A 26,127-nucleotide genomic window follows, 5' to 3' on the forward strand; every position below is an offset into this window, starting at 1 on the left:
GCCGCCCGCCGCCGAGCCGGTTCTGGTCCCGGTCGCCGAGGCCCCGCCCGCGCCCGTCGCCGCGCCCACGCCCCCGCCCGCCCCGGTCGCGGAGGCGCCGCCGCCCGCGCCGGCCGCGACCGATGGCGCGCCGCAGGATGCCTCCGCGCCGCAGACCATCCGCGTCTCCGTCGACGTGCTCGAGGACCTGATGACGCTGGTCAGCGAGCTGGTGCTGACCCGCAACCAGCTGCTGCAGCTGGCGCGCGCCAGCCAGGCGAGCGCCTTCACCGTGCCGCTGCAGCGCCTGTCGCACATCACCTCCGACCTGCAGGAAGGGGTGATGAAGACGCGCATGCAGCCGATCGGCAACGCCTGGGCGAAGCTGCCGCGCCTGGTGCGCGACCTGGCGCACGAACTGGGCAAGAAGATCGAGCTCGAGATGCGCGGCGCGCAGACCGAACTCGACCGCCAGGTGCTGGAGCTGATCCGCGACCCGCTGACGCACATGGTGCGCAATTCGGGCGACCACGGGCTCGAGAAGCCGGCCGAGCGCCGCGCGGCGGGCAAGCCGGAGACCGGGCGCATCCTGCTGAACGCCTATCATGAAGGCGGGCACATCATCATCGAGATCGGCGACGACGGGCGCGGCCTGCCGATCGACAAGATCCGCGCCAAGGTGATCGCCAACGGCCTCGCGACCGAAGCCGAGCTCGCGCAGATGCACGAACGCGACATCCTGCGCTTCATCTTCGCCCCGGGCTTCTCCACCGCCCAGCAGGTCACCTCGGTGTCCGGCCGCGGCGTCGGCATGGACGTGGTCAAGACCAACATCGAGAAGATCGGCGGCACGGTCGAGCTCGTCTCCCGCGAGGGGCGCGGCACGACCTTCACCATCAAGATCCCGCTGACGCTCGCGATCGCCTCCGCGCTGATCGTCGAATCGGGCGGCGAGCGCTTCGCCCTGCCGCAGATCGGCGTGGTCGAGCTGGTGCGCGTCGGCGGCACGCAGGAAGGCGCGCCGCGGATCGAGCGCATCAAGGAAAGCGCCGTGCTCCGCCTGCGCGACCGGCTGCTGCCGCTCGTCTCGCTCGCCGGCCTGCTGCGCCTGCGGCACGAGGAGACGGACGAGGGCTTCGTCGCGGTGATGCAGGTGGGCGGCCAGGCCTTCGGCATCATCCTCGACCGCGTCTTCGACACCGAGGAGATCGTGGTCAAGCCGGTGGCGCCGATCCTGCGCCACGTCACGATGTTCAGCGGCAACACGATCCTCGGCGACGGCTCCGTCATCATGATCCTCGACCCGAACGGGATCGCGCGCGCCGCCGGCGTCGGCTCGGACACCGCGACGGAGGAGACGCAGCGCGGCGCCGCCGCCGTGGTCGGCCATCGCTCGAACATGAGCAGCTCGCTCCTGCTGTTCCGTGCCGGCGACCAGACGCCCAAGGCGGTCCCGCTCGGCCTCGTCGCGCGGCTCGAGGACATCCCCGGCGAGCGCATCGAGATGTCGGGCGCGGTGCCGGTTGTGCAGTACCGCGGCGCGCTGATGCCGCTCATCCCGATCTCGGCCGGCTGGATGCCGCCCGAGGGCGAGACGCGCCAGCCCGTCCTGGTCTTCACCGAGAACAACCGCGCCATGGGCCTCGTCGTGGACGAGATCCTCGACGTGCTCGAGGCGAAGCTCGAGATCCAGGCCGGCTCCGGCCGCCCGGGCTTCATCGGCAGCGCCGTGATCGCGGGCAAGGTGACGGAGGTGATCGATACCGCCTTCTGGCTCGCCCAGGCCGGGGAGGACTGGTTCCGCCCGACGCGGCCGACCCAGGCCGGCGGGCCGCGCGCCCGCCTGCTGCTGGTCGAGGACAGCACCTTCTTCCGCCACCTGGTGGTCCCCGCGCTGTCGGCCGAGGGCTACGAGGTGACGGCGGTCGACGGCGCGGCCGCGGCGCTGAAGCTGCGCGACGAGAACGTGCCCTTCGACGCCATCATCTCCGACATCGAGATGCCGGGGATGGACGGGCTTGCCTTCGCGCGGACGCTGCGCGCGGGCGGCGCATGGTCCGATGCGCCGGTGATCGCGCTCTCGGCGCGCGCCGAGCCCGCGGATGTCGCCCGCGGCCGGGATGCCGGCTTCACCGACTATGTCGCCAAGTACGACCGGGATGCGCTGCTGCAGTCGCTGCGCGACTGCCTCGCCGCCCCGCTCGCCGCCTGAGGAACCGGAGCCATGCAGACCACCGCAGCGACCCAGACCGGCGCTCCGCGCGCCGCCATGCAGGGCGCCGCCCTGCGCGAGGACGACGTGTTCCTCACCCTGACCGTCGAGGGACAGTCCTGCGCGGTGCCCGTGCTCGCCGTGCGCGACGTGCTCGGCCCGCACGCCATCACGCGCATCCCGATGGCGCCGCGCGAGGTTGCGGGCAGCCTGAACCTGCGCGGGCGCATCGTGACGGCGCTCGACCTCCGGCTCCGGCTCGGCCTGCCGCCCCGCACGGGGGAGGCGCAGCCGATGAGCGTGGTCGTCGAGCAGTCGAACGAGCTCTACGCGCTGCTCGTCGACCAGGTGGGGGAGGTGATCCCGCTGGTCGCGGCCGATTGCGCGCCCAACCCGCCGACGCTCGACCCGCTGTGGCGCGACGTCTCGCGCGGCGTCTACCGGCAGGAGGGTCGCCTGCTGATCGTGCTCGATGTCGGCCGCGTGCTGGCGATCGGCTGAGGAGCATCACATGTCGCAGCGTACCTGCCTCGTCGTCGATGACAGCACCGTGGTCCGCAAGGCCGCGCGCCGCATCATCGAGGGCTTCGGCTTCCGCGTCTCCGAAGCGAAGGACGGCCAGGAGGCGCTCGACGCCTGCCGGAGCGCCCTGCCGGAGGCCGTCCTGCTCGACTGGAACATGCCGGTCATGGACGGGATCACCTTCCTGCGCGCCGCGCGCGCGGAATTCGGGCCGGACCAGCCGCGCATCGTGCTCTGCACGACCGAGGCCGAGCTGTCCAAGATCCTGGAGGCGCTGTCGGCCGGCGCCCAGGAATACGTGATGAAGCCCTTCGACGCGGACATCCTGCGGGACAAGTTCACCCAGGCCGGCCTGCTCGAGGAGGCCGCGTGACACTCCCCCTTCCGGCAGGCGAGCCGGAGGTGCGCGTGATGCTGTGCGACGACAGCGCGACGACGCGCGCCATCCTTGGCCGCCTCCTCGAATCCGAGCCGGGCATCCGCGTGGTCCACCGCGCGGGGGACGGGCGCGCGGCGCTCGCGGCGCTGCCCGAGGCGAAGCCGGACGTGGTCCTGCTCGACCTCGAGATGCCGGTGATGGACGGCATGACGGCGCTGCCGCTGATCCTCAAGGCGGCGCCGAGCACGGCCGTGATCGTCGCCAGCGCGCTGACGCAGCGCGGCGCCAAGGCGGCGATCGCGGCGCTCGCCGCCGGCGCCTCCGACTACGTGCCAAAGCCGCAGGGCGCGGCGGGCGGCGCGGCATCGCCGGAATTCAAGGCGGAGCTCATCGCCAAGGTGCGCGGCTGGGCGCGGATGAAGCGTCGCGAGCGGGCCAAGCCCGCGCGCCCGGCGCCCGTGCCGCTGCGCCCCGTGGCGCCGCCGCCGGCCGTGCGCGGCGCGCGCCCCGCCTCGGCGGGGCGGCCGCAGCTTCTCGCCATCGGGTGCTCGACCGGCGGGCCGCAGGCGCTTGCCGCGCTGGTGAAGCGCCTGCCGCGGCTGCCGCTGCCGGTGGTCGTGGTGCAGCACATGCCGGCCGGCTTCACGACGATGCTGGCCGAACATCTCGACCGACTCGGCGCGCTGCGCTGCGCCGAGGCCGTGGACGGCGAGTCGCTCGCCGCCGGGCGGATCTACCTTGCCCCCGGCGACCGGCATCTGCTGGTCGAAGGGCAGCAGGGCGCCTTCCGCGCGCGGCTGACGAGCGACCCGCCCGAGAATTTCTGCCGCCCCGCGGTGGACCCGATGCTGCGCAGCGCCGTCAAGGCGACCGGGGGCAGGCTCACCGCCGTGATCCTTACGGGCATGGGGCATGACGGGCTTGCCGGCTGCCGCGCCGTTGCGGCGGCGGGCGGGGAGATCCTGGCCCAGGACGAGGCCAGCTCCGTGGTTTGGGGCATGCCCGGCGCCGTTGCGCGGGCCGGCCTGCCTTCCCTGCTGGCGCCGCCCGAGGCGCTGGCGGACCGCATCGCCGCGATCGCGGCCGAAAGGGTAACCGCATGACGCCGGACAGCTTCAATTTCCTCGCCGGCCTGGTGAAGGCGCGGTCGGGCATCGTCCTGACCGCCGACAAGGGCTACATGCTCGAGACGCGCCTGGGGCCGATGCTGCGGCGCGAGTCGATGCAGGGACTCGACGCGCTGGCGCAGCGCCTGCGCGCGCCGCGGGCCGAGGCGCTCGCCGCCGAGGTGGTCGAGGCGCTGACGACGAACGAGAGTTCCTTCTTCCGCGACGGCAAGCCGTTCGAGCACCTGAAGAAGCTGCTGCCGAAGCTGGCGGCGGCGCGCCCGCCCGGGCAGCCGATCCGCGTCTGGTCGGCGGCCTGTTCCTCGGGCCAGGAAGCCTATTCGATCGCGATGACGGCGGCCGAGCTGGGCCCGGCGCTGGGCGGGCGGAAGCTCGACATCCTCGGCACCGACATCTCGCGGGAGATGCTCGATCGCGCGCAGGAAGGCGTGTTCACCCAGTTCGAGGTGCAGCGCGGCTTGCCGGTGACGATGCTGGTGAAGCACTTCAAGCAGGAAGGGCAGCGCTGGCGCGTGGCGCCCGAGCTGCGGGCGCAGGTGCGCTGGCAGTTCTTCAACCTGATGGAGGATCCGCGCACGCTCGGCCGCTTCGACATCATCTTCTGCCGCAACGTGCTGATCTATTTCGACGCGCCGACCAAGTCGCGCGTGCTCGGCTCGCTGGCGGGGATGCTGGCGCCGGATGGCGTGGTCTATCTCGGCGGCGCGGAGACGGTGCTCGGCCTGACCGAGCGCCTGGTGCCCGCGCCGGGCGAGCGCGGCGTCTACGAGCCCGCCCGCGCGACAGCGAAGGCGGGCTGAACCTTCCGACGGACGTCCGACGAAGGCACGCGCACAACCTCCGCATAACGGCTCTGGCCGTTGCGCGGACGTTGTCGCGCGCGTGGCCGCCGGGCCGCGGGCATGCAGCGCGGCTGCGCCGGGCCTGGTGCCATCCGCCCAGGGGCTCGGTGAGGGGTATCTGTCTTGATGCGCCTGGCGTCGGGACGGACGCGCCCATCCGCCATGCGCGCCGTGGCTGCCTGCCCTGGCGCGGGGCACAAAAAAATCGCGCCGCGGATTTTCCGCGGCGCGAGTTGGGAACCGAGAAGTCCGGCCCTTTTGGCCGGCGGAGAGAGAGGTGTCAGGCGGCGCGAACGTCCAGGCCCGCGGCGGTGCCGACGGCCGGCGCCTGCCAGGCCGGGGTGCGGCCCTGGTTCGGTTCGCGCAGCACGTAGCCGCGGCCCCAGACGGTGCCGATCAGGTCGGGCGCGCCGGCCTGGGTGAGCTTCTTGCGCAGCTTGCAGATGAAGACGTCGATGATCTTCACCTCGGGCTCGTCGATGCCGCCGTAGAGGTGGTTGAGGAAGGCTTCCTTCGTCATGACCACGCCCTTGCGGAGCGCGAGCAGTTCGAGGATCGCGTATTCCTTGCCGGTCAGGTGCACGGTCTTGCCGGACACGGTGACCTCGCGCGAGCCGAGGTTGAGGTTGAGCGGGCCGACGGCCAGGGTCGGCTGGCTGAAGCCCTTGGCGCGGCGGACGATGGCCTGGATGCGGGCCACCAGCTCCTGCTGGTCGAAGGGCTTGGTGATGAAGTCGTCGGCGCCCATGCCGAAGACCTTAACCTTGGTCTGGGGGCGGGAGACGCCCGAGAGGATGAGGACCGGCGTCTCGATGCGCGCGGCGCGGAGGCGGCGGACGACCTCGGACCCGTCGATGTCCGGGAGGATCAGGTCGAGGATCACGATGTCGTAGTCGTAGAGACGGGCCAGTTCGACGGCTTCCTCGCCGGTGTCGGCCGCATCGACGATCATCGCGCCCTGGCGGAGCATCATTGTGATGCCGCGTGCCGTGGTGAGATCATCTTCAACCAATAAGACGCGCATTTTGGTGCCCTCTCGTTCCGTGAGAGGAGAATACCACCTGGACGGGTATCATCAAGCGAATTTTCGCCATTTAACCTCTCAAGAATGAGACCTAGACAATTTAAACGATCAGATAGGTTAAGAACGCGACGTTCAGCGACACTTCACGATATGCCTAGACCTAGCAGGGACACCACCCAGGGTTGTGGCGCTTCGCGGGGAAGGAAGTGCCCGGCCCCCGGAATCACCTCTCGACGAAAAAGCCCGGAAAACCGCGCTTCACTGCCAATGCTGTTCGAGGGCGGATCGACCCCGTCCTCCGCGCCATGCAAGACAACACACGAAATCGTGATCTTTGGGCGGGCCGCCAGGCGCGCCTCGATCCCCTCCAAAGCCGGGTCTCCGGGCGCCGCGCGGTGCCGATGCCGGTAAGAGTGAACGGAGACGTCAACGAAATCAGGGTTACGGAAGCTTTCCGCAGTGCGCGCGTATTCGGCATCCGTGAACCGCCACCCCGGGGACCATGAACGCCACAAAAGGCGACAGAACCCGTCCCGGTCCGCCGCCAGCCCCGCCGCGCCACGATCCGTGTGCAGGTACCATTGGTACCAGTAGCGCTGTTCCTGCTCCGCCGGGGCCGGCCGGATCGACCCGGCAATGTCCTGGATGTTGTAGCCATTGGCCGAGACGAGCCCGGCCACCCGTTCCGGCCACAGCGCCGAGACCACGCAGGCCGCCCGCCCGCCCCAGTCATAGCCGGCGAGCAGCGCCCGCCCGATCCGCATCGCGTCCATCAGCGCCAGCAGGTCCGCCCCCAGCGCCGCCTGCTGCCCGGACCGCGGGGTCGCCGCATCCAGGAAGCGTGTCGGGCCATAGCCGCGCAGATAGGGCACCACCACGAAACGGCCGGCCGCGGCGAGCGCCGGCGCCACACCGTCCCAGGCCCGTGCATCGTCGGGGAAGCCGTGCAGCAGGATCACGGGCGGCCCGTCCGCCGGCCCGTGCAGTTCCACCGCCACCTCGAGCACGCCCGCCTTCACCATCGCCTGCCGCATCGCCTGCTTCCTCCGCCTGGCCTCGCCGCGGAGTCTCGGGCGTCCCGGTCAGGTCAGGAAGGGGAATCGGTCGACATCGATCCAGCCGCAGAGCCGGCGCATCGGCTTGCCGAACTTGTCGCTCTCCCCGGTGATCTGCTGCGTCGCCGGGTTGAACTGGCGCCATACATATAAGGCGAGCTGCACCTGCTGGTTGCCCTGCCCGGCATCGGCGGTGCGCCACAGGTTGCCCTCGGCGCTGACGACGATGCCGACATGCTCGATGGTCGCGCCGCGGTACTTGTGGGCGTCCTCGAGCTTCACGGGGGCGATGCAGTTGCACCCCGCCTCGTGCCGGTCCACTGCGCCGCTGCAAAGAAGATAGAAGTCCCCGGGCTTCGGGCGCGCGGGCTGGCCGCCGGCCATGACGGCGCGGCGGCGTTCCATTGCGCCGTTGTGGACCCAGGATCCGGTCGCGATGCCCGCGTTGCGCATGCCCGCCAGGCCGCCGCCGGTATTGATGCGCGTCGCCGCGCCCTCGGCCGTCAGGCCGAGCATGCCCGCCACATAGGCCGGCAGTCCGCCGCAGGTGGTGTGGCCGATGTTCGGCGCCCAGTTCGCGTCGATCTTCTTGAAGGCGGAGGTGCCGTAGATGCTCGGGACGACGGTCGGCACGATCCGGCCGAGGATCCGGCAACGGCGGGAAGACAATTCCACGGGGCGGGCTCCACTGGGCTGCGTGGCGACCCTCGCCCGCGCCGCCCCCGGATGCCGTGCCCGGGATCACCCGGCGGCGGAACGCCGAGGCCCATCCGGCCCGGTCGCTATCGCCAGCGGCGATGCATCCAGAGCCACTGGCCCGGATGTTCCCGCACCCAGCCTTCGATCACCGTGTTCATCGCCTGGGTGGCGCCCTCCACGTCGATCAGCCCCTCCGCGTCGCGCGGCAGGGCGATCTCCTCCGTCAGGTCGAGCCGGAAGCGTCCGCCGGGCAGGCGGATGGCGCGGGCGCCGTGCACCGGGCAGTCGAAGCGCCTGGCGAGCTGCGCGAGCAGCGGGTTCGCGAAGGCCGGCCGTCCCATGAAGGTGATGCGCGGGCCGCGGCCGAAGCGCTGGTCCACCAGCATGCCGATATGCTGGCCGCGCTCCAGCGCCTTGGCCAGCTTGAAGGGCGCGCTCATGCCCGCCGCGACCAGCGTGCCCATGCTGTCCTGGCGCAGGCGGAGGATTTCCTTCGCCACGGCCGGGCTGTTGGGGGTGCGGTACAGCACGGCGCTGTCGATCCCGTGCCTGGCCGCCGCGATCGCCGGCAATTCCCAGTTCGCGAGATGGGCGGAGAAGACGATGGCGGGCTTGCCGTCCTCCCGCAGCCTTTCATAGAGCGCGACGGTCTCGGGCGTGGCCGTGATGCGCCCCGCGCCGGGATTGGCCGGGTCGAAATCCCAGATCCGGTCCATGTGGACGTATTCGCAGGCGACGCGGCCAAGATTGTCCCACGCCTCCCGCAGGATCGCCGCGCGCTCGGCCTCGGTCTTATCCGGGAAGGCGGCCGCGATGTTCTCCCGCGCGATCCGATGCGCGGAGGTCAGCGGCCCCAGCCCGCGCGCCAGCGCCGCGCCGATGCCCGGGCCGCGATCGGGGCCCAGCAGCCGCAGCAGCGCGAAGACGCCGCGCATCAGCAACCCGAAGGCCGCATCCGCGATGCGCCACAGCCTGTACTTAAAGCGTAACAACGATCTTCCCGAAGACGCGGCGGCTCTCGAGCCGCGCGAGCCCGTCCTCGAACCGCTCGATCGGCAGCACCGTGTCCAGCACCGGCAGGATGCCGCGCGCCATCTTGGCGTAGCCGTCGGCGATGTTGCGCATCGACGCGCCGAAGGACCCGAAGATGCGCAGCTGCCGCTGGAAGATCATCATCAGGTTGGTCTCGGCGCTGACGCCGCTGGTCGAGCCGCAGGTGACGAGTCGCCCGCCCATGCGCAGGCTGAGCAGGGAACCCGCCCAGGTCGCCGCGCCCACATGCTCGAACACCACGTCCACGCCGACCTTGTTGGTCGCGCGCCGCGCGACGGTGGGGAAGTTCTGCGTGGAGTAGTTCACCACCTGGTCGGCGCCGAGCGCGCGCGCCTTGGCGCATTTCTCGTCGTCGCCGGCGGTCGCGATGACGGTGCAGCCCATGTCCTTGGCGATGCGCACCGCGACCGTCCCGATCCCCGAGCCCGCGGCATGCACCAGGATCGTCTCGCCGGGTTCGAGCTTCGCGTTGTCGAACAGCATGTGCTCGACGGTGGAGAAGGTGATGGCGCCGCAGGAGGCGTCCTCCCAGGACAGCCCATCCGGCACGCGCACCAGCAGGCGCGCTTCCTGGTTCACCAGTTCGCAGGCGAAGCCGCCGACATGGAAGCCCTTCACCCCGCGGACATTCTCGCAGAGGTTGTCCTCGCCCTTGAGGCAGCGGCGGCAGGTGCCGCAGGTCAGCGCGCCGTAGGGTGCCGCGCGGTCGCCGACCTTCCAGCCCGCGACGCCTTCGCCGACGGCCACGACCTCGCCCACCGCCTCCGCACCCACGATCAGCGGCATCTCGCGCTTGGCGAAGGCCATGCCGCGGAAGCCCCAGACATCGATGTGGTTCAGCGCGACGGCGCGGATGCGCAGCGTCACCTCGCCCGGGCCGGGGGGCGGGGGCGGCGGGACGTCTTCAAGCCGCAGGTCGCGGTCGGCGTGCAGGCGCAAGGCGCGCATCAGGATCTCTCCGAAAGACGGGGGGAGAAGGGAACTTCTCCCCCCGGACCCCCCTCAACCTTCTTTGGAGCCAAACAGGCAAAAAAGGGAGGGGGAGCGGGGGAGGTTCTCCTCCCCCGCGCACACACACGTCACGGCGCGGCGCTGACCACCAGGCACACATTCTGCCCGCCGAACCCGAAGGAGTTCGACAGCACGTGCCGCAGGCCCGAGACCGGCCGCGCGACGTTCGGCACCACGTCGAGCGTGATCGCCGGGTCCGGCTCGGCATGGTTGATGGTGGGCGGCAGCACCTGGTCGCGGATCGTCAGCAGGCTGACCGCGGCCTCGATCGCGCCCGCGGCCGACAGCGTGTGGCCGATCATCGACTTGTTGGAGGAGATGGGCGGCGGCGCGTCGCCGAAGACGGCGCGCATGCCGAGCGTCTCCATCTTGTCGTTCTCCGGCGTGCCGGTGCCATGCGCGTTGACGTAGCCGATGTCGCCGGGCGCGATGCCCGCATCGGCGATGGCGTTGCACATGGCGCCGATGATGGCGTGCCCGTCCGGGTTCGACCGCGTGCGGTGAAAGGAATCCGCCCGCTCCCCGCAGCCGGAAACAAGGCCGAGCACGGTCGCGCCCCGGCGCGTCGCGTGTTCCAGGCTTTCCAGCACGAGCGCCGCGGCGCCCTCGCTCATCACGAAGCCGTCGCGCGTCTTCTCGAAGGGGCGGGACGCCTTCTCCGGGTGCTCGTTGCGGGCGGTGAGCGCCGAGAGCAGCGCGAAGCGGATCACCGCCTCGGGCTGCACGGACCCATCGGCGCCAAGGGCGATGGCGGCCTCGCTCTCCCCGCGCTGGATGGCTTCCACCGCCATCTGGATGGCGGAGGCGCCGGTGGCGCAGGCGGTGGTCAGCGCGATCGGCGCGCCGCGCGTGCCGAAGCGCGCCGCGAGCCTTTCGCCGACGCCGCCGAACAGGAAGGTCTCGTACAGGTCCTGGCGGCCGGACGCGGCCTCGGTCGCGGCGCGGTAGGAACCGTCGCCATTCGCGCGGCGGGCCAGGTCGAAGCGCTGCGGCCATTCGTATTCGACGGGCGGCATGCCGACCATCAGCGGACCGGGGAAGGTGCCTTCCGGCCCGATCGCGGCCTGGGCAAGCGCTTCCTCGACGGCCGCGGCCGCCATGCGCTCGACCCGCACGGGGGAGGAGGCGATCTCCCCGCCCGCGGCTTCCTCCGGCAATTCGACGGTGCCGGCGATGGTGGTGCGCAGCTTGTCCACCGGGAAGCGGCGGATGCGCGTGATGCCGGATCGGCCGGCCCGCAACGCGGCCCAGCTCGCCTCCCGCCCCCAAGCCAGGGGGGTGACGATGCCGATGCCGGTGACGGCGACCAGCGGCCGCCCGAGATGGTCCTTCATGCCGCGCGCTCCAGAAGCGCGAGCGCCTCGCCCCGCCACTGGCCGAAGCCGGTGACGAGGATGCGCTCGACCGGTCCGTCGCCGGCATCCGCCGGGTCCATGGCCGGGTAGAAGCCGCCGCGCGAAAGGGCGAGCGCGCCAAGCGCGACATTGGCGGGGAAGCTCGCTTCCACCCCGTGGCCGAGCAGCGTGCCGGTGCGGCGGATGGCGGCGCCGCCGAGGGTGGCGAGGAAGGCATCCTCCTCGGCGCGGGCCTCGGCCACGCCCGTCATGCCGGACAGCACGCCGAGCCCGGCGCCGGAGGGCGCCCCGAGCCTTGCGTGCAACGCCTTCGCGGCCGCGGCGGAAGCCCCGCCCGCGCGGACATGCGTCGCATCCGACGCCACGCCGGCGAGCCGCGCGAGCGGCACCGCGCCGCGCGCCCTGGCGTGGTCGGCCGTTTCCAGCACGAGGAAGGCGCCGAGCGCGCCGCCGACGAAGCCGCCGGTGCCGGGCCGCGCCGAGACCGGCGCGAAGGGCCCGCGCCACAGCGCGCCGCCGGCGCCGTACAGCAGCACGAGGTCCCAGCGCTGGGAGGCATAGGCGCCGCCGACCAGCGCGATGCCGCCGCGCCCTTCGGCGAGCCGCGCCGCGGCAATGCGCACCGCGTCGGCCGCGGCCGCTTCCTCCCCCATGAAGGTGCGGGACGATCCGGTGACGCCATGCACGATCGAGATGTTGCCGGCGAGCAGGTTGGACAGCTGCGCGAGGAACAGGGTGGGGCGCAGGTCGGTGGCGAGCTTCTCGTTCAGCGCGGGACCGGCTTCGGCCGGCGGGGTGGTGCAGAACTGCGCGGCCACCGCCTCATCCACCGCGATGTCGCGTTCGCCCCCGCCGGCGGAGACGATGAGGTGCATATCCGCGACCAGGCCGCGCGCGCTCGCCTGGTCGATGGCCAGGCCGGCGGCGTAGGTGCCCAGGCGCTGCCAGGGCTCCATCTGCCGCTGGTCGCCCTTCTTCGGGATCTGCGCGTCGAGGTTCAGCGCGGGCAGCGGATGGACGGGGTAGGGGGCGAAGGCGGCCTCGTCCACCACGGGCGCGGTGCCGGGCTTCGAGAGGATGTCCCAATGCGCGTCCGGTCCCTCGCCGAGCGAGGAGACGAGGCCGATGCCGGTGATGACGACGTCCTGGCGGGTCATGCGAGGCCGAGCTCCTGCCCGCGCTTCTTCATCGCGGCGGCGAGTTCCGGGGCGGGGAAGTCCATGATGCGGAGCGTTAGTTCCGCGTCGCAGATGCGCTTGCCGCCGGCTTCGATGCGCGCCTTGGTCACGGCGTAGCCGGAGCCGTCGTGCAGCCGTTCGGCATGGACGGTCACCGCCGTGCCGGGCCCGACGAAGGAGCGGAACTTCGCTTCCTTCACGCCCATCAGGAAGGGCATGCGGGAGAAGTCGAGCAGCTTGAGCAGCAGCCAGCCCGAGGCCTGCGCCATGGTTTCCACCAGCAGCACGCCGGGCATCAGCGGGTAGCCGGGGAAATGCCCCTCGAAGACGGGGGAGGCGTCGGGAATGGTGCTCTCGACGGTGATGGCCTCGCCCTGCAGCGAGGCCACCCGGTCGATCATCTGGAAGTATTCGAGGCGCATATGTCTGGGCCGGCCGATTCAGACCTGCGCGCCTTCGGCGCTCCGGCCATCGGACGGCCGCCGGCACCGTACCATGGCGTCAGCCGCCCTTCGCGGCGACCAGCTCGTCGATGCGCGCGGCCAGGTTCTTCATGACGAAGTACTGTTCGGCGGGCGCGGTGCCGGCGTTGACTTCCTGCGTCCAGGCCTCGACCGGGACCTTGATGCCGAAGGCCTTGTCGATGGCGAAGACGATGTCGAGGAAGTCGAGGCTGTCGATGCCGAGGTCGTTGATGACATGGCTGTCGGGCAGGATGTTCTCCCGCGCGACTTCGCTGTTCTCGGCGATGATGTCGGCGATGCGGTCGAAGGACGAGGCCATGGGTGGCCCTCCGTGGGGAATCCGGGGTGGGGCTGAGGATTGGGGGGCGTCTTTGGCCTGAATGGGGGCGGAAGGCAAGCATCCGCCCCTGGGCCGGTCCGGCGCCGGAAGGAATGCCCTCTCCCTATCCCTTGCGACCCATGCGCCGCGCCATCCGATCATCGAGGTGCGCAGCGGCGCAGCCGCGAGCACCCGGAGGCGTGAATCGGATGCGCCGCGCCATCCGATCGCCGAAGGGCGCAGCGGCGCAGCCGCGAGCACCCGAAGGCGTGAATCGGATGCGCCAAACCAAAATGCCCCCGGGGAGATTCGAACTCCCACACCCTCTCGGGCGAGCGATTTTGAGTCGCCTGCGTCTACCGTTCCGCCACAGGGGCCTGGGCGGCCCCATGCCTAGCCGGGCGCGGCGGGCCGCGTCCAGCCCCGGCGGGTGGGCTACTCCGCCGCCGCGGCGTGCGCCGGGCCTTCGACGTTCTTCGTCTCGAATTCCGCCGGGCCGGTGATCTCGAGGATCTCGACATCGTCGGAATGGGCGATCTCCCGGTGCTTCACCAGGCGCGGCTGGTAGCAGCAATCCCCGGCGTGGAAGATCTTCTCGCCGATATCCTCGTATTCGAACTTCACCCAGCCCTTGAGGACGTAGAACATCTGGAAGGGCAGGTCGTGGGTGTGCCACTGGCCGGTGGCGTGTTCGCCCGGGATGGCGCGGATCACATGCGCCCCGAAGGCGCCGCCCGTGGCCTTGGCGATGTCGAGGTCGCGGTATTCGAAGAAGGCGCGCAGCCCGCGCTTGAACTCGGCGTCCTTCGCGTGGCTCGTCGTCGTCGTGCCCATGGTTCGTTTCCTCCGTGTCCGTGTGCGAGGGCGGAAAGCCAAAAAAGGGGGGCGGGGGAGGTTCCCCTTCCCCGCATCCTGTCATTCGAGCGGCAGCGCCACGTGCTTCACGAAGCCCGGCCGCGTCTTCAGCGCATCGTAGTAGCGCGCCAGGTTCGGCATATCCGGCCGTTCGATCGGCAAGGCGTGCCAGCGATGCACCCAGCAGCCGAGCGAGATGTCCGCCAGGGTCACGTGATCCCCGCACAGGAAGCGCTGCCCCGCCACCTGCGCATCGACGATGCGGAACAGCCGTCCCGCATCCTCCCGCGCCTTGGCTTCCGCCTTCCAGTCGCGGTCGGGCTCGGGGATGCGGATGTGGGTGAAGAAGATGGTGACCATGGGCGCGGTGACGTGGCCCAGCGTCCAGTCCATCCAGGTCTCGACCTTGGCGCGCGCGCGGGGCTCGGCCGGGTACAGCCCGCCGCCCGGCGCGTACTGGTTGCACAGGTAGCGGGCGACGGCGTTGCTCTCCCAGAGCGACCAGCCATCCTCCTCCTCCAGCGTCGGTACCAACCCCATCGGGTTCATCGCCCGATAGGCGGGCTCCTTGGTCTTGCCGAAGGCGCCGCCGGCGTCGATGCGCTCATAGTCCAGGCCGAGCTCGTCGAGGGTCCAGAGGACCTTCATGACGTTGCTGGAACTGGCCCGGCCCCACAGCTTGCGCATCGTGTCCCTCCCGCGGATGGGGGAAGGCTATGCCCCGTGCGCGACGCGGTCCAGTTGCGCCGGGCGGCGTGGCGCGCGACATGGGGGCCATGGGACCAGGGCTGATCGTGCTTGTCTTCGCCGCCGGCGCGCCGCTCTTCGCCATGGGCAGCGAGACCTGGTGGGGCCTCGCGCCTTGCGCGCTCTGCCTGTGGCAGCGCTGGCCCTATTGGGTCGCGGCGGGGTTCGCGGTGGGGGCGGCCGTGCTCCCGGGGCGGGGCCGGCTGGCGCTGCTGGCGCTGGCGGGGCTCGCGGCCTTCGCCTCGGCCGGGATCGGCGCGCTGCATGTGGGGGTGGAGCAGGGATGGTGGCCATCCCCGCTGCCGGGCTGCGCCGCCGCGACATCCGCCGGCGTGGGCGGCAGCATCGACGACCTGATGCGCGGGCTGGCCGCCGCGCCGTCCAAGCCCTGCGACGCGCCGACCTTCCTCATTCCCGGCCTGCCGCTTTCCATGGCGGCGATGAACCTCATCTATGGCCTCGGGCTCGGCGTGCTGGCGCTGGCCCTGGCCCGCCGAGGACGCACCGCATGACCACGAGCCGCACCACCGCCGATACCCGCCTGCCGGGGGACCCCACGCCGCGGGAGGTGGTCGAGCGCGCCATCCGCGTCGACCATGCCGGCGAATACGGCGCGAAGCGCATCTACGAAGGGCAGCTTGCCGTGCTCGGCCGGACCAAGTGGCGCCCGACGCTCGAACACATGAAGGAGCAGGAGCAGGTCCACCTGGACACCTTCACGCGGCTGGTAGGCGAGCGCCGGGTGCGCCCGACCGCGCTGCTGCCGATCTGGCACGTGGCGGGCTTCGCGCTGGGGGCGGCGACGGCGCTGCTCGGCCATCGCGGCGCCATGGCCTGCACCGTGGCGGTCGAGGAAGCGATCGACGAGCACTATCGCGCGCAGGAGGAAGTGCTGGGCGAGGACGAGGCCGAGCTGAAGGCGCATATCGAGAAGTTCCGCGCCGAGGAACTCGAGCACCGCGACATCGGGCTCGAGAACGAGGCCGAGCTCGCGCCGGCCTACCGGCTGCTGAGCGCTGCCATCAAGGCCGGCTGCAAGGTCGCGATCCGGCTCAGCGAACGCGTCTGACGCAGGGCGGCTTCGCGTGACGCAGAAGGGCCCCGCCGCCGCCGCGGCGTTGCTGCTGCTGGCCGGCGCCGCGCTGCTGGGCGGCGCGGAGGGCTGGCGCCAGGCGGCGCTTTGGGGCCTCGGGGCGGCGATCGGCGTCGCGCTGTACCACGCGACCTTCTCCTTCGCCGGCGGCTTCCGCGCGCTGATGGTGGACGGGCGGGGCGCGGCGCTGCGGGCGCAGATGCTGATGCTCGCCATCCTCGTCGCCACCATGCTGCCGGCGATCGAGGCCGGCGCGATCCTGGGCGCCCCGGCGCGCGGCATCGTTTTTCCGCTGGGCGTGGCGGTGGTGGCAGGCGCCTTCCTGTTCGGCGTGGGGATGCAGATCGGCGGCGGCTGCGGGTCGGGCACGCTGTACACGGCGGGCGGGGGCAGCCTGCGGATGCTGCTGACGCTGGCCTTCTTCGTCGTGGGCGCGACGATCGCCGCCTGGGACGCGGAACGCTGGCAGGGCCTGCCGGCGCTGCCGTCGATGACGCTGCCGGGGCTGGTCGGGCTCGGCCCGGCGATCGCGGGCAGCCTGGCGATCTTCGCGGCGGTGGCGGCGCTGTCCTGGATGATGGAGCGGCGCCAGCACGGCGCGGTGGAACCCCTCGCGCGGCCGGGCGGGTCGCTTCTGGCCGGCCCCTGGCCGCTGCTGTGGGGCGCGGTCGGGCTCGCCGTGCTGAACCTCGCCACGCTCTGGCTCGCCGGGCGGCCCTGGGTGATCACGGCAGCCTTCCCCTTGTGGGGGTCGCGCGTGGTGGAGGCGCTGGGCTGGGACGACCCCGCCTTCTGGGCCTTCTGGGAGGACCCGACGCGGGCCGAGGCGATCCTGCGGCCGCTGGCGGCCGAGCGCACGACGGTGATGGATGTCGGCCTTATGGCGGGCGCGATGCTGGCCGCCGCGCTGGCCGGGCGCTTCGCGCCGCGGCTCGCGCTGCCCTGGCGGCACGCGGCGGCCTCGGTGCTGGGCGGGCTGCTGCTCGGCTACGGGGCGGTGATGGCCTCGGGCTGCAACATCAGCGCCTATGTGGCGGGGATCGCCTCGGGCAGCCTGCATGGCTGGGGGTGGATCCTGCCGGCGCTGGCGGGGAACTGGGTCGGCATCCGGCTGCGGCCGGCCTTCGGCCTGAGCTGAGAAAATCCTTCCACGTCACGGCTGTTGTCGCGCAACAAGCGCATCCGCCCCGCCTACGCGCGAAGGCCAGAATTCTTCCGCTTGGCGCCGCGCGGTCCGGCGCTATGTTCCGCGCGCCTACGCAAAAACTTTCTACGCTCGCCGGAGATTTCCATGCGGTCTTCCATCCTTCCCGCGGCGCTGCTCGCGCTTGCCGCGACCATCGCGCCCGCCGCCGCGCAGGGGCCTGCACCGCTCGCCGCCGAGGGCTGCATCGGCTGCCATGGCCCGGACGGGCGGGGCGTGGCGGGCGGCATCCCCATCGCCGGGCGGGACCGCGCCGAACTCGTCGCGATCATGACCGCCTTCCGCGCCAATGAGCGTCCGGGGACGATCATGGGCCGCATCGCCCGCGGCTATACGGACGCGGAAATCGCGGCCGTCGCCGAGCATTTCTCCCGCATCCGCTGAGGCACGCGCCATGACGACCACCTTCCCCCGCCGCGCCCTCCTCGCCGCCGGCGCCGCGCTGGCCGCCCCCGCCCCGCTGCGCGCCCAGGGCACGGCCATGCGGCTGCTCGTGATCGGCGGCGGCTTCGGCGGCGCCTCGGCGGCCTCCTTCGCCCGGCGCACCTACCCGGAAGTGCAGGTCACGCTGGTCGAGCCGCAGCCGCGCTTCGTCACCTGCCCCTATGGCAACCTGCTGCTTGGCGGGGAACGGCAGATCGGCCAGATCACCCATTCCTACGACGGGCTGCGCGCGCGCGGGGTGGAGGTGATCCACGACCGCGCCGCGGGCATCGACGCGCCGACGAAGCGGGTGCGCCTCGCCGGCGGGGCGGTGCTGGCCTATGACCGGCTGATCCTCTCGCCCGGCATCGCCATCCGCTGGGGCGCGATCGAGGGCTATGACGAAGCCGCCGCCCAGCAGATGCCGCATGCCTGGATTCCGGCGGACGGGTCCCAGACGCTGCTGCTGCGCCGCCAGCTGGAAGCCATGCCCGATGGCGGCGTGGTCGGCTTCGCCATCCCGGGCAACCCCTTCCGCTGCCCGCCCGGGCCCTATGAGCGGATCAGCATGGTCGCCCACTACCTCAAGCGGCATAAGCCGCGCTCGAAGATCCTGGCGCTCGACGCGAAGGAAGGCTTCTCCAAGCAGGGCCTGTTCCAGGATGGCTGGCGCGCCCTGTATGGCGACATGATCGAATGGGTGCCCGGCAACCGCGACGGGCGCGTCGTGAAGGTCGATGTCGCCGAGCGCGTGCTCGAGACCGAGTTCGGCACCCGCCACAAGGTGGACGTGGCGAACGTGATCCCGCCGCAATCGGCCGCCTCCATCGCCGCGGCCTCGGGCCTGGTGAACGACACCGGCTGGGTGCCGGTGAACACCCGCACCTTCGAGGCGCGCGCCGCCGCCGGCGTCCATGTCATCGGCGACGCGAACATCCCCGGCCCCATGCCGAAGTCGGGCTATGTGGCGAACACCACGGCCAAGCAGGCGGTCGCCGCCGCGGTCGCGCTGCATCGCGGCCAGACGCCGCCCGAGCCGGTGTATTTCAACACCTGCTACAGCCATGTCGGCGAGAACTACGGCATCTCCGTCGTCGGCATCTTCCGCCCGAACGCCGACGGCACGGCGATTGCTGAAGTGCCGAATTCCGGCGGCGTCTCCCCCCGCGGGGACCTGCCGGAGCAGCGCCGGCTGGAGGCGATCCACGCGGACTCCTGGTACGACAGCATCACGCGATCAATGTTCGGCTGACCATGACGACCCGACGCGCCTTCCTTGCCCTTCTCGCCCTGCCGGGCGCCGCCATCGCGGCCGAGGACGCGGTCGCCGCCGCGATCCGGGAGGCGGTGGGCGACGCGCCCATCGCCGATGGCGGCATCGTGCTGCGCGTCCCCGCCGTGGCGGAAAATGGCGGCCAGGTGCCGCTGACCGTGCTGGTGGAAAGCCCGATGACGGCCGCCGCCCATGTCAGCGCCATCCATGTCTTCGCGACGCGCAACCCGACGCCGGGGGTCGCGACCTTCCGCCTGACGCCGCTGCTCGCCCGCGCCGAGGTCCAGACGCGCATCCGGCTGGCGGAGGACCAGCGCATCATCGTCCTCGCGCAATCCAACGATGGCCGGGTGCGGCGCGCGACGGCCGAGTTGCGCGTCACCACCGGGGGCTGCCTGTCGTGAGCGGCGCGCTGTCCACCCCCCGCATCCGCATCCCCCGCAGCGCCCGCGCCGGGGAGGTGATCGAGATCCGCACGCTGATCGAGCACCCGATGCAGACCGGGCTGCACCAGCAGGACGGGCGGATGCCGCCGCGCGACATGCTGTCCCGCCTGATGGTGCGCATGAACGGGGAGACGGTGCTGTCGGCCGATTTCCGCAACGGCACCTCGGCCAACCCGTACCATGTCTTTTTCGTGCGCATCGACCGCACGAGCCAGTTCGAGTTTTCCTGGACCGACGAGCGCGGCCGCGTCGCGCGGGCGGAGGCGCGCGTCACGGTCGCGTGACGCGGCGGGGCCTCAACCCGGAACGGCGACGCATGATAGTCTCGGCCGCATGAAGCTTCGTCCCGGCGATCCGCTGCCCTGGTTCACCCTGCCGTCCAGCGACAATCCCCGCTACGCGATCCATTCCGTGGCCGGGCGCTACGTGCTGCTCGGCTTCATCGGCTCCGGCGCGCGGGCGGAAAGCCAGGCGGCGCTGGCGGCGCTGCAGGCGCGCCGCGCGCTGTTCGACGACACGACCGCCTGCGTCTTCGGCATCAGCGTGGACGCGACCGACCTGCGCGAAGAGCGGCTGCGCAACAGCCTGCCCGGCATCCGCTACCTGTTCGACCTGGAGGGCGAGGTCAGCCGCGGCATGGGCATCCTCGCCCCGGATGCGGCGGGGCAGGAGGTCTTCACCTGCCGCTGGGTGCTGCTCGACCCGATGCTGCGGGTGATCGAGGTGCGGCCGCTCGCCGAGGTTGACGCGATCCTCGACCGCCTCGCCGCCCTGCCGCCGCCGGACGAGCACGCCGGCACCGAGGTGCCGCCGCCCGTGCTCGTCCTGCCGCGCGTCTTCGAGCCGGAGCTCTGCCGCGCCCTGATCGGCTACTACGAGGCCCGCGGCGGCCAGCCTTCCGGCTTCATGCGGGAGGTCGGCGGCAAGACGGTCGGCATCTTCGACCCGACGATGAAGCGGCGCAGCGATTGCGTGATCGAGGACGAGACGCTGCGCACCGCGGTCCGCCAGCGCATCGTCGCGCGCATCGTCCCCGAGATCCTGAAGGCGCACCATTTCCGCGTCACGCGCATGGAGCGCTACATCGTCGCCTGCTACGATTCGGCCGAGCTCGGCCATTTCGGCGCGCACCGCGACAACACCACGGCGGGCACGGCGCATCGCCGCTTCGCCGTCACCATCAACCTCAACAGCGAGGATTTCGAGGGCGGCGAGTTGCGCTTCCCCGAATACGGCCAGCGCACCTGGCGGGCGCCGACCGGCGGCGCGGTGGTGTTTTCCTGTTCCCTGCTGCACCAGGCGACGCCGGTCATGGCCGGGCGCCGCTACGCCTTCCTGCCCTTCCTGTACGACGAGTCGGCGGCGCGGCAGCGGGAGGCGAACAACACGAGGCTGGGCGACGGCATCGGCGCCTACAGCGCCGGCATGCCGTAGCCGGTCAGTTTTCCAGCTCGCTGTCCCAGTACAGGTAGTCGCGCCAGGATTCGTGCAGGTAGTTGGGCGGGAAGGCCCGGCCATTGTCCTGCAATTCCCACGATGTCGGCTGGCGCGGTTCCTGGCGCGGCAGCATGTGGCATTCGCGCGGCAGCCGGCTGCCCTTGCGCAGGTTGCACGGGCCGCAGGCGGTGACGACGTTCTCCCAGCTCGTCCGCCCGCCACGCGACCGCGGGATCACGTGGTCGAAGGTGAGCTCGTGCGTCGGCCGCCCTTCCGCGCAGTACTGGCATTCGAAGCGGTCGCGCAGGAAGACGTTGAAGCGCGTGAAGGCCGGGCGCCGCGCGGCGGGGATGAACTCCTTGAGCGCGATGACGGATGGCAGGCGCAAGGCGAGGGAGGGCGAATGCACCTCCACCTCGTATTCGCTCAACACCGAGACACGGTCGAGGAACACGGCCTTCACCGCGTCCTGCCATGCCCAGACGGACAGCGGGAAATAGGATAGCGGGCGAAAATCCGCATTCAGCACGAGGGCCGGGTAGGATTGCCCGCCGATGAACTGGCCGCCGTCTGGCAAGCGCCGCTCCTTCCAGCGACGCGCCACCTAGACCTTGGGGCCTGACCGGGCGGTAAGGCCCCAGATACAGTGGCGCCGCCGCGTGTGCGCTGCATGATTGCCATGCGCGAAGGGGTGCTGCAACCCTCGCGGAGGACCGCAACCTTGGGTTTCAAGGACTTGTCACGCGGCGCTCAGCACCCCGCGCAGCACCTCCGCCCCCGCCGCCAGCCCCACCTCGTCGAGTCCGTGGCCCAGGCCCGGACGAAAAATCGCGCGCACCGGCACGCCCGCCTCGGCCAGCGCGGCCTCGGCGGCGCGGGAGGCGGCCGCCGGCACCACCTCGTCATCCTCCCCATGCACGATCAGCACCGGCGGACGGGCGAGCACCGGCCGCTCCGCGCCGATCATCCCGCCGGAATAGGCGAGGATGCAGGCGGCGTCGGGCACCGCGCCGCGCAGCCCGGCCTCGAGCACCGTCATCGCCCCCTGGCTGAAGCCCATCAGCGCGACGCGGCCGGGCGGCAGGGACAGCCGCGCGACTTCCGCCGCCACGAAGGCGCCTAGCGCATCGGCGGCGCTGGCCACGCCCGCTTCCAGCTGCGCCGCGCCGCGGTCCCACAGCGCGAACCATTGCCGGCCGAAGGGAATGCCCTCCGCCGGCTCGGGCGCATGCGGTGCCGCGAAGACGGCGCCGGGCAATGCCTCCGCCCACATCGCGCCGAGGTCGATCAGGTCGTGCCCATCGGCGCCGAAGCCATGCACCAGCACCACGAGCGAATCGGGCGCTGCGCCCGACACCGGCCCGTAGCGCGGCGTCTCCAACTGCTCCATGCGCGAACCCCCTTGCCGTCTGGCCTCCCCGCCCGCTACCGGGCCGGGACGATGGGCGCAACCGAGATCGTCACCCGCTTCGCGCCGAGCCCGACCGGATACCTCCATCTCGGCCACGCGCATGCGGCGCTGTTCGCCTGGCATCGCGCGCGCGCCGCGGGCGGGCGCTTCCTGCTGCGCATCGAGGATATCGACCCGACGCGCTGCCGGCCTGAATTCACCGCGGCGATCCTCGAGGACCTGGCCTGGCTCGGCCTCGACTGGGATGGGGAGGTGCGGGTGCAGTCGCGCCACCTGCCGGAATACCGCGCGACGCTGGATGCGCTGTCGGCGCGCGGGCTGCTCTACCCCTGCTTCTGCACGCGCGCGGACATCGCGCGGGAAATCGCGGCATCCGCCAGCGCGCCGCACGGGCCGGACGGGCCGCTCTATCCGGGCACCTGCCGGCGGCTGTCCCGGGATGAACGCGCCTCGCGCGTCGCGCGCGGGGAACCGCACGCGCTGCGGCTCGACATGGCGGCCGCGCTCGACGGGCCGCTCGATTTCGAGGAGGAGGGCAGGCGCTTCGCCTGCGACCCGGCGCGCTTCGGCGACGCGGTGCTGGCGCGCAAGGACGTGCCGGCCTCCTACCATCTGTGCGTCACGCATGACGACGCGTTGCAGGGCGTCACGCTGGTCACGCGCGGGGTCGACCTGCGGCCCGCGACCGACCTGCACCGGCTGCTGCAATCCCTGATGGGCTGGCCGGCGCCGCGCTACGCGCATCATGCGCTCATCACCGATCAGAGCGGACGCAGGCTCGCCAAGCGGGACCAGGCGGCGACGATCCGGGACCTGCGCGGGCAGGGGCTGACACCGGGCGAGGTCAGGGCAAGGGCGGGGGAGGGGAACCTCCCCCGCGCCCCCTCCCTTTTCTGACTTTTGGCGCCGGCCACCGGCGGGGCTAGCCTGGGCGCAAGCCCCGACAGGGGGCGGAGGAGAACGGGCCATGATCTCGCGACGCGCGCTGGGCGCCACCGCATTCGCTTCCCTCGCAACGCCGGCCCTGGCGCAATGGCAGCCGACGCGGCCGGTCCGCGTGCTGGTCGGCTTCGCCCCCGGCGGCGGGACGGACATCACCACGCGGACCATCGCCGCGAAGCTGCAGACGCTGCTCGGCCAGCCCATCGTGGTCGAGAACCGGCCGGGCGCGGGCGGCAACCTGGCGTCGGAAGCCACGGTCAACGCGCCGGCGGACGGCACCACGCTGATGATGGGCACCATCGCCTCGCTGGTGATGAACCCGATCATGACGCGCCTGCCCTTCGACGTGCTGGCGGACCTGACGGCGATCGGGCGTTCGGTCGAGGTGACGAACGTCCTGGTGGTGCCGCCCGACCGGCCCTGGCGTTCGCTGCCGGAGATGATCGCGGCGGCGAAGGCGCGGCCGGGCGTGCTGTCCTATGGCTCCTCCGGCGTCGGCGGGGCGGGGCATCTGGGCGGTGCGCTTCTCGATTCCATGGCGGGGATCGAGACCATCCACGTGCCCTATCGCGGCGGCGGGCAGCTCATCACCGACATCCTCTCGGGCAAGGTGGATTTTTCCATCGCCACCGCCGCGACGGTGCTGCCGCATATCGAGGCCGGGCGGCTGCGCGCGCTCGCCGTGCCCTTCACGCGCCGCAGCGCGCTGTTGCCGAACGTGCCGACGGTCGCGGAAGCGGCGAACCTGCCGGGCTACGAGGTCGCGAACTGGTACGCGATGATGGGCCCGCGCGGCCTGCCGCGGCCGATCGTCGACCGCGTCAACGCCGCCATGAACGAGGCGATGCGCGACGCGGAGGTGGCCGCGAACCTCGCCAAGCACGGGCTGGAGCCCGCGCCGTCCACGCCCGAGGAACTGACCGCGACGATTCGCGCCGAGACGGCGAAGTGGCGGCCGATCATCGAGCGCGCCGGGGCGAGCGCGAATTGACGCCCTGAGCCATCGCGCGGCGGGCGTGCCTGCCCGCCGCGCCTGCCTCAGCGCCCCTTGAACACCGGCTTGCGCTTCTCGTTGAAGGAGGCGATGCCCTCCCGACGGTCCTCGGTGCCCACCAGCTGGTTGTAGCACTCGACCTCGAAGCGCAGCGCCGTGCGGATGTCCATCTGCAGGCCGAAATGCATCGACCGCTTCGCCTGGCGCACCGACAGCGGCGCGTTGCGCGCGATGGTGCGCGCGGTGTCCATCGCCGTCTCAACGAGTTCCTCCCGCGTCTCGACCACGCGGTTGAGGATGCCCCACTGTTCCGCCTGCTGCGCGGTGAAGGGGCGGCCGGTCAGGATGATCTCCTTCGCGCGGCGCTCGCCCACGATGCGCGGCAGCGTTTGCGTCCCGCCCGCGCCGGGCATGATGCCGATCGTGACTTCCGTCAGCGCGAAGCGCGCCGCGGCGACGCCGTAGGCGAAGTCCGAGGCGAGCACCATCTCGAGCCCGCCGGCATAGGCATGGCCCGACACGGCCGCGATGATCGGGATCGGGCAATCGAGCTGCGCCCAGTAGGCGCGTTCAAAAATCTCGTGCTGGTGCCGCCAGGCGGCATCGGTCATGCCGTTGCGCTCCTTGAGGTCGCCGCCGCCGCAGAAGGCCTTCTCGCCGGCCGCGGCGAAGACCACGCAGCGCACCTCGCCGGGCTCGGCGGCCAGGCCGGTCCAGACCGCGTGCAGGTCGCGGCCCATCTGCGTGTTCAGCGCGTTCGAGACATGCGGGCGGTTCAGCCGCACCACCAGGATGTGCGGCTCGGGCGCCTCGAGCGCGAGCGTCTCGTACTGCGGCAGGTCCATGGCGCGTCTCCCCGGTCTGGTGCGGCGCGAACCTGCGCGAGGACGCCGCGCCTGTCAGCCCCCGCCCCCGCATGGCATGAATGCCGGGAAGGAGGACCGCCATGCCCGAGCCCAACCTGCAGATCCTGCTGAAGCGCCGCCCGGTCGGCGCCCCCGTTCCCGAGGATTTCGAGATCGTGGAGACCCCGGTGCCCGAGCCCGGGGAGGGCCAGGTGCTGGTCCGCGCCCGCTTCCTCTCCCTCGACCCCTACATGCGCGGCCGCATGGCGGACGTGAAATCCTACGCCAAGCCGGTCGCGCTCGGCGCGGTGATGGAAGGGCAGACGGCGGGCGAGGTCGTCGCCTCCCGCCATCCGGGCTTCGCGCCGGGGGATGTCGTGCTCGGCGGCTATGGCTGGCAGCGCTTCTCGGTCGTGGGGCCGGAGAGGCTGTTCAAGGTGCCGGCGGCGGATCCGCCGCTCTCCGCCAGCCTCGGCGTGCTGGGCATGCCCGGGCTGACCGCCTGGTGCGGGCTCGAGGATATCGGCCAGCCCAAGGCCGGGGAGACGGTGGTGGTCTCGGCGGCCTCGGGCGCGGTCGGCCAGGTGGTCGGGCAATTGGCGAAGATCCGCGGCTGCAAGGTCGTCGGCATCGCCGGCGGGCGGGCGAAATGCGACTTCGTGGTCAAGGAGCTCGGCTTCGATGCCTGCCTCGACCACCATGGCGACCTCGAGGCCCAGCTCGACGCCGCGGCGCCGGAGGGGATCGACGTCTATTGGGAGAATGTCGGCGGCAAGGTGCAGGCCGCCGTCTTCCCCCGCCTGCGCGACTTCGGGCGGATGGTGATGTGCGGCATGATCGCCCAGTACAACGAGGCGCCCGGGGCGGATGCCGCCGGCGCGCCGCCGGGCCCCAACCTCGGCCCGGTGGTGCGCAAGCGGCTGCGAATCCAGGGCTTCATCGTCAGCGACCATGGCTGGGCGCGCTACGGCCAGTTCCGGGCGGAGCTCGAGGGCCATATCCGCGCCGGGCGGCTGCGCTGGCGGGAGGATGTGGTGGACGGGCTGCCCAACGCCCCCGCGGCCTTCATCGGCCTGCTGAAGGGCGGGAACTTCGGCAAGCTGGTGGTGCGGATCGCGTGAAACGCTTCACAACAACTTGATATCACGGGCCTTGGCGGCCCGTGATGTGAGTTGCCTCACGAAGGCGTTGCGCGGATGGTGCGGCCATGCCCTGCCGTTCCCCCGCGGCGGCGAAAC

At 71.7% G+C, this 26,127-nt stretch carries 30 protein-coding genes and 1 tRNA gene; 16 read left to right on the plus strand and 15 right to left on the minus strand.

Features of this window, described 5'->3' with window-relative positions; translation table 11 throughout:
• From J5Y09_RS21945 to J5Y09_RS21965, 5 genes are all read left to right on the plus strand, one after another.
• On the plus strand, positions 1 to 2,191 hold a 2,191-nt coding region (locus J5Y09_RS21945; RefSeq protein WP_245217323.1), incomplete at its 5' end, for a hybrid sensor histidine kinase/response regulator.
• A 12-nt stretch (positions 2,192 to 2,203) separates the two neighbouring features.
• A complete protein-coding gene (locus tag J5Y09_RS21950) occupies positions 2,204 to 2,692 on the plus strand; it encodes a chemotaxis protein CheW (RefSeq protein ID WP_408904081.1) in 489 nt (162 codons plus the stop codon).
• Between the two features lie 10 nt (positions 2,693 to 2,702).
• A complete protein-coding gene (locus J5Y09_RS21955) occupies positions 2,703 to 3,086 on the plus strand; it encodes a response regulator (protein WP_209353998.1) in 384 nt (127 codons plus the stop codon).
• Complete coding sequence (gene cheB / locus J5Y09_RS21960) at positions 3,083 to 4,195, plus strand: chemotaxis-specific protein-glutamate methyltransferase CheB (RefSeq protein WP_342451530.1); 1,113 nt, start codon at positions 3,083 to 3,085, stop codon at positions 4,193 to 4,195. Before J5Y09_RS21955 ends, cheB begins: the two co-directional genes overlap by 4 nt.
• Positions 4,192 to 5,019, plus strand: coding sequence for a CheR family methyltransferase (locus tag J5Y09_RS21965; protein ID WP_209353999.1), 828 nt, complete (start codon positions 4,192 to 4,194; stop codon positions 5,017 to 5,019). The genes cheB and J5Y09_RS21965 overlap by 4 nt, the downstream gene beginning before the upstream one ends.
• A 322-nt stretch (positions 5,020 to 5,341) precedes the next feature.
• Here the strand turns inward: J5Y09_RS21965 and ctrA are convergent, their stop codons facing one another.
• The 12 genes from ctrA to J5Y09_RS22025 all read right to left on the minus strand — a co-directional run bounded on the left by ctrA (position 5,342) and on the right by J5Y09_RS22025 (position 14,761).
• On the minus strand, positions 5,342 to 6,085 hold the full coding sequence (ctrA, locus tag J5Y09_RS21970; protein ID WP_209354000.1) for a response regulator transcription factor CtrA: 744 nt from the start codon (positions 6,083 to 6,085) through the stop codon (positions 5,342 to 5,344).
• A gap of 143 nt (positions 6,086 to 6,228) precedes the next feature.
• Positions 6,229 to 7,119: an alpha/beta fold hydrolase gene (locus J5Y09_RS21975; RefSeq protein ID WP_209354001.1), complete on the minus strand. Its 891-nt coding sequence runs from the start codon at positions 7,117 to 7,119 to the stop codon at positions 6,229 to 6,231.
• Between the two features lie 48 nt (positions 7,120 to 7,167).
• A complete protein-coding gene (locus J5Y09_RS21980; RefSeq protein WP_209354002.1) occupies positions 7,168 to 7,773 on the minus strand; it encodes a hypothetical protein in 606 nt (201 codons plus the stop codon).
• Positions 7,774 to 7,922: 149 nt separating this feature from the next.
• Positions 7,923 to 8,831: a lipid A biosynthesis lauroyl acyltransferase gene (locus J5Y09_RS21985; RefSeq protein WP_209354003.1), complete on the minus strand. Its 909-nt coding sequence runs from the start codon at positions 8,829 to 8,831 to the stop codon at positions 7,923 to 7,925.
• Positions 8,818 to 9,840, minus strand: coding sequence for a zinc-binding dehydrogenase (locus J5Y09_RS21990; RefSeq protein WP_209354004.1), 1,023 nt, complete (start codon positions 9,838 to 9,840; stop codon positions 8,818 to 8,820). The genes J5Y09_RS21985 and J5Y09_RS21990 overlap by 14 nt, the downstream gene beginning before the upstream one ends.
• Before the next feature lie 131 nt (positions 9,841 to 9,971).
• Positions 9,972 to 11,237, minus strand: coding sequence for a beta-ketoacyl synthase N-terminal-like domain-containing protein (locus tag J5Y09_RS21995; RefSeq protein ID WP_209354005.1), 1,266 nt, complete (start codon positions 11,235 to 11,237; stop codon positions 9,972 to 9,974).
• Complete coding sequence (locus tag J5Y09_RS22000) at positions 11,234 to 12,415, minus strand: beta-ketoacyl-ACP synthase (protein ID WP_209354006.1); 1,182 nt, start codon at positions 12,413 to 12,415, stop codon at positions 11,234 to 11,236. Before J5Y09_RS22000 ends, J5Y09_RS21995 begins: the two co-directional genes overlap by 4 nt.
• Positions 12,412 to 12,837 carry a 3-hydroxyacyl-ACP dehydratase FabZ family protein gene (locus J5Y09_RS22005; RefSeq protein ID WP_245217324.1) on the minus strand — a complete coding sequence of 142 codons (426 nt, stop codon included), beginning with the start codon at positions 12,835 to 12,837 and terminating at the stop codon, positions 12,412 to 12,414. Before J5Y09_RS22005 ends, J5Y09_RS22000 begins: the two co-directional genes overlap by 4 nt.
• 100 nt (positions 12,838 to 12,937) lie before the next feature.
• Positions 12,938 to 13,219, minus strand: coding sequence for an acyl carrier protein (locus J5Y09_RS22010; protein WP_198378054.1), 282 nt, complete (start codon positions 13,217 to 13,219; stop codon positions 12,938 to 12,940).
• Between the two features lie 294 nt (positions 13,220 to 13,513).
• Positions 13,514 to 13,596: transfer RNA gene (locus tag J5Y09_RS22015), tRNA-Leu, on the minus strand.
• Positions 13,597 to 13,654: 58 nt separating this feature from the next.
• On the minus strand, positions 13,655 to 14,053 hold the full coding sequence (locus tag J5Y09_RS22020) for a cupin domain-containing protein (RefSeq protein ID WP_209354008.1): 399 nt from the start codon (positions 14,051 to 14,053) through the stop codon (positions 13,655 to 13,657).
• An 81-nt stretch (positions 14,054 to 14,134) separates the two neighbouring features.
• Complete coding sequence (locus tag J5Y09_RS22025; protein ID WP_209354009.1) at positions 14,135 to 14,761, minus strand: glutathione S-transferase family protein; 627 nt, start codon at positions 14,759 to 14,761, stop codon at positions 14,135 to 14,137.
• An 89-nt stretch (positions 14,762 to 14,850) separates the two neighbouring features.
• On the opposite strand from J5Y09_RS22025, the gene J5Y09_RS22030 reads away from it, so the two are divergent.
• The 8 genes from J5Y09_RS22030 to J5Y09_RS22065 all read left to right on the plus strand — a co-directional run bounded on the left by J5Y09_RS22030 (position 14,851) and on the right by J5Y09_RS22065 (position 20,694).
• The gene (locus J5Y09_RS22030; protein WP_209354010.1) at positions 14,851 to 15,333 is read left to right on the plus strand and encodes a disulfide bond formation protein B; all 483 of its coding nucleotides are present in this window, start codon (positions 14,851 to 14,853) and stop codon (positions 15,331 to 15,333) included.
• On the plus strand, positions 15,330 to 15,890 hold the full coding sequence (locus J5Y09_RS22035; protein ID WP_209354011.1) for a demethoxyubiquinone hydroxylase family protein: 561 nt from the start codon (positions 15,330 to 15,332) through the stop codon (positions 15,888 to 15,890). The genes J5Y09_RS22030 and J5Y09_RS22035 overlap by 4 nt, the downstream gene beginning before the upstream one ends.
• Positions 15,891 to 15,906: 16 nt before the next feature.
• Positions 15,907 to 17,052, plus strand: coding sequence for a YeeE/YedE family protein (locus J5Y09_RS22040; RefSeq protein ID WP_209354012.1), 1,146 nt, complete (start codon positions 15,907 to 15,909; stop codon positions 17,050 to 17,052).
• A 153-nt stretch (positions 17,053 to 17,205) separates the two neighbouring features.
• Entirely contained in the window at positions 17,206 to 17,502 is a 297-nt protein-coding gene (locus J5Y09_RS22045) for a c-type cytochrome (RefSeq protein WP_209354013.1), read from the plus strand.
• Between the two features lie 10 nt (positions 17,503 to 17,512).
• Positions 17,513 to 18,793 (plus strand): NAD(P)/FAD-dependent oxidoreductase, encoded by a 1,281-nt coding sequence (locus J5Y09_RS22050; RefSeq protein ID WP_209354014.1) that lies wholly within the window; start codon positions 17,513 to 17,515, stop codon positions 18,791 to 18,793.
• 2 nt (positions 18,794 to 18,795) lie between these two features.
• On the plus strand, positions 18,796 to 19,218 hold the full coding sequence (locus J5Y09_RS22055; protein ID WP_209354015.1) for a thiosulfate oxidation carrier protein SoxY: 423 nt from the start codon (positions 18,796 to 18,798) through the stop codon (positions 19,216 to 19,218).
• A complete protein-coding gene (locus J5Y09_RS22060; protein ID WP_209354016.1) occupies positions 19,215 to 19,544 on the plus strand; it encodes a thiosulfate oxidation carrier complex protein SoxZ in 330 nt (109 codons plus the stop codon). Before J5Y09_RS22055 ends, J5Y09_RS22060 begins: the two co-directional genes overlap by 4 nt.
• A gap of 49 nt (positions 19,545 to 19,593) precedes the next feature.
• Entirely contained in the window at positions 19,594 to 20,694 is a 1,101-nt protein-coding gene (locus J5Y09_RS22065) for a 2OG-Fe(II) oxygenase family protein (RefSeq protein WP_209354017.1), read from the plus strand.
• 4 nt (positions 20,695 to 20,698) lie between these two features.
• Here the strand turns inward: J5Y09_RS22065 and J5Y09_RS22070 are convergent, their stop codons facing one another.
• Both J5Y09_RS22070 and J5Y09_RS22075 read right to left on the minus strand, forming a co-directional pair.
• Positions 20,699 to 21,274 carry an HNH endonuclease gene (locus J5Y09_RS22070; protein WP_245217325.1) on the minus strand — a complete coding sequence of 192 codons (576 nt, stop codon included), beginning with the start codon at positions 21,272 to 21,274 and terminating at the stop codon, positions 20,699 to 20,701.
• A gap of 162 nt (positions 21,275 to 21,436) precedes the next feature.
• Positions 21,437 to 22,087 (minus strand): alpha/beta hydrolase, encoded by a 651-nt coding sequence (locus J5Y09_RS22075; protein ID WP_209354018.1) that lies wholly within the window; start codon positions 22,085 to 22,087, stop codon positions 21,437 to 21,439.
• A gap of 51 nt (positions 22,088 to 22,138) precedes the next feature.
• Here J5Y09_RS22075 and gluQRS point away from each other — a divergent pair, with 51 nt between their 5' ends.
• Both gluQRS and J5Y09_RS22085 read left to right on the plus strand, forming a co-directional pair.
• Positions 22,139 to 23,005: a tRNA glutamyl-Q(34) synthetase GluQRS gene (gene gluQRS, locus J5Y09_RS22080; protein WP_209354019.1), complete on the plus strand. Its 867-nt coding sequence runs from the start codon at positions 22,139 to 22,141 to the stop codon at positions 23,003 to 23,005.
• A 70-nt stretch (positions 23,006 to 23,075) separates the two neighbouring features.
• Positions 23,076 to 24,041: a Bug family tripartite tricarboxylate transporter substrate binding protein gene (locus J5Y09_RS22085; RefSeq protein WP_209354020.1), complete on the plus strand. Its 966-nt coding sequence runs from the start codon at positions 23,076 to 23,078 to the stop codon at positions 24,039 to 24,041.
• A 47-nt stretch (positions 24,042 to 24,088) separates the two neighbouring features.
• On the opposite strand, the gene J5Y09_RS22090 is transcribed toward J5Y09_RS22085, so the two are convergent.
• Entirely contained in the window at positions 24,089 to 24,889 is an 801-nt protein-coding gene (locus J5Y09_RS22090) for an enoyl-CoA hydratase/isomerase family protein (protein WP_209354021.1), read from the minus strand.
• A 101-nt stretch (positions 24,890 to 24,990) separates the two neighbouring features.
• Here J5Y09_RS22090 and J5Y09_RS22095 point away from each other — a divergent pair, with 101 nt between their 5' ends.
• Entirely contained in the window at positions 24,991 to 26,010 is a 1,020-nt protein-coding gene (locus J5Y09_RS22095; protein WP_209354022.1) for an NADPH-dependent curcumin/dihydrocurcumin reductase, read from the plus strand.
• Positions 26,011 to 26,127 lie beyond the last annotated feature (117 nt).

It is taken from the genome of Roseomonas nitratireducens, assembly GCF_017813355.1.
GTDB lineage: Bacteria > Pseudomonadota > Alphaproteobacteria > Acetobacterales > Acetobacteraceae > Neoroseomonas > Neoroseomonas nitratireducens.

What these genes read in the sequence shown, in the direction of transcription:
- J5Y09_RS22090 (WP_209354021.1), bottom strand. Translation starts at nt 24,889, where the DNA reads ATGGACCTGCCGCAGTACGAGACGCTCGCGCTCGAGGCGCCCGAGCCG.
- J5Y09_RS21955 (WP_209353998.1), top strand. Translation starts at nt 2,703, where the DNA reads ATGTCGCAGCGTACCTGCCTCGTCGTCGATGACAGCACCGTGGTCCGC.
- J5Y09_RS21975 (WP_209354001.1), bottom strand. Translation starts at nt 7,119, where the DNA reads ATGCGGCAGGCGATGGTGAAGGCGGGCGTGCTCGAGGTGGCGGTGGAA.
- ctrA (WP_209354000.1), bottom strand. Translation starts at nt 6,085, where the DNA reads ATGCGCGTCTTATTGGTTGAAGATGATCTCACCACGGCACGCGGCATC.
- J5Y09_RS22025 (WP_209354009.1), bottom strand. Translation starts at nt 14,761, where the DNA reads ATGCGCAAGCTGTGGGGCCGGGCCAGTTCCAGCAACGTCATGAAGGTC.
- J5Y09_RS22005 (WP_245217324.1), bottom strand. Translation starts at nt 12,837, where the DNA reads ATGATCGACCGGGTGGCCTCGCTGCAGGGCGAGGCCATCACCGTCGAG.
- J5Y09_RS21995 (WP_209354005.1), bottom strand. Translation starts at nt 11,237, where the DNA reads ATGAAGGACCATCTCGGGCGGCCGCTGGTCGCCGTCACCGGCATCGGC.
- J5Y09_RS22000 (WP_209354006.1), bottom strand. Translation starts at nt 12,415, where the DNA reads ATGACCCGCCAGGACGTCGTCATCACCGGCATCGGCCTCGTCTCCTCG.
- J5Y09_RS22045 (WP_209354013.1), top strand. Translation starts at nt 17,206, where the DNA reads ATGCGGTCTTCCATCCTTCCCGCGGCGCTGCTCGCGCTTGCCGCGACC.
- J5Y09_RS22030 (WP_209354010.1), top strand. Translation starts at nt 14,851, where the DNA reads ATGGGACCAGGGCTGATCGTGCTTGTCTTCGCCGCCGGCGCGCCGCTC.
- J5Y09_RS22055 (WP_209354015.1), top strand. Translation starts at nt 18,796, where the DNA reads ATGACGACCCGACGCGCCTTCCTTGCCCTTCTCGCCCTGCCGGGCGCC.
- J5Y09_RS22065 (WP_209354017.1), top strand. Translation starts at nt 19,594, where the DNA reads ATGAAGCTTCGTCCCGGCGATCCGCTGCCCTGGTTCACCCTGCCGTCC.
- J5Y09_RS22075 (WP_209354018.1), bottom strand. Translation starts at nt 22,087, where the DNA reads ATGGAGCAGTTGGAGACGCCGCGCTACGGGCCGGTGTCGGGCGCAGCG.
- J5Y09_RS22095 (WP_209354022.1), top strand. Translation starts at nt 24,991, where the DNA reads ATGCCCGAGCCCAACCTGCAGATCCTGCTGAAGCGCCGCCCGGTCGGC.
- J5Y09_RS21965 (WP_209353999.1), top strand. Translation starts at nt 4,192, where the DNA reads ATGACGCCGGACAGCTTCAATTTCCTCGCCGGCCTGGTGAAGGCGCGG.
- J5Y09_RS22050 (WP_209354014.1), top strand. Translation starts at nt 17,513, where the DNA reads ATGACGACCACCTTCCCCCGCCGCGCCCTCCTCGCCGCCGGCGCCGCG.
- J5Y09_RS22020 (WP_209354008.1), bottom strand. Translation starts at nt 14,053, where the DNA reads ATGGGCACGACGACGACGAGCCACGCGAAGGACGCCGAGTTCAAGCGC.
- J5Y09_RS22010 (WP_198378054.1), bottom strand. Translation starts at nt 13,219, where the DNA reads ATGGCCTCGTCCTTCGACCGCATCGCCGACATCATCGCCGAGAACAGC.
- J5Y09_RS21950 (WP_408904081.1), top strand. Translation starts at nt 2,204, where the DNA reads ATGCAGACCACCGCAGCGACCCAGACCGGCGCTCCGCGCGCCGCCATG.
- J5Y09_RS21990 (WP_209354004.1), bottom strand. Translation starts at nt 9,840, where the DNA reads ATGCGCGCCTTGCGCCTGCACGCCGACCGCGACCTGCGGCTTGAAGAC.
- J5Y09_RS22035 (WP_209354011.1), top strand. Translation starts at nt 15,330, where the DNA reads ATGACCACGAGCCGCACCACCGCCGATACCCGCCTGCCGGGGGACCCC.
- gluQRS (WP_209354019.1), top strand. Translation starts at nt 22,139, where the DNA reads ATGGGCGCAACCGAGATCGTCACCCGCTTCGCGCCGAGCCCGACCGGA.
- J5Y09_RS22085 (WP_209354020.1), top strand. Translation starts at nt 23,076, where the DNA reads ATGATCTCGCGACGCGCGCTGGGCGCCACCGCATTCGCTTCCCTCGCA.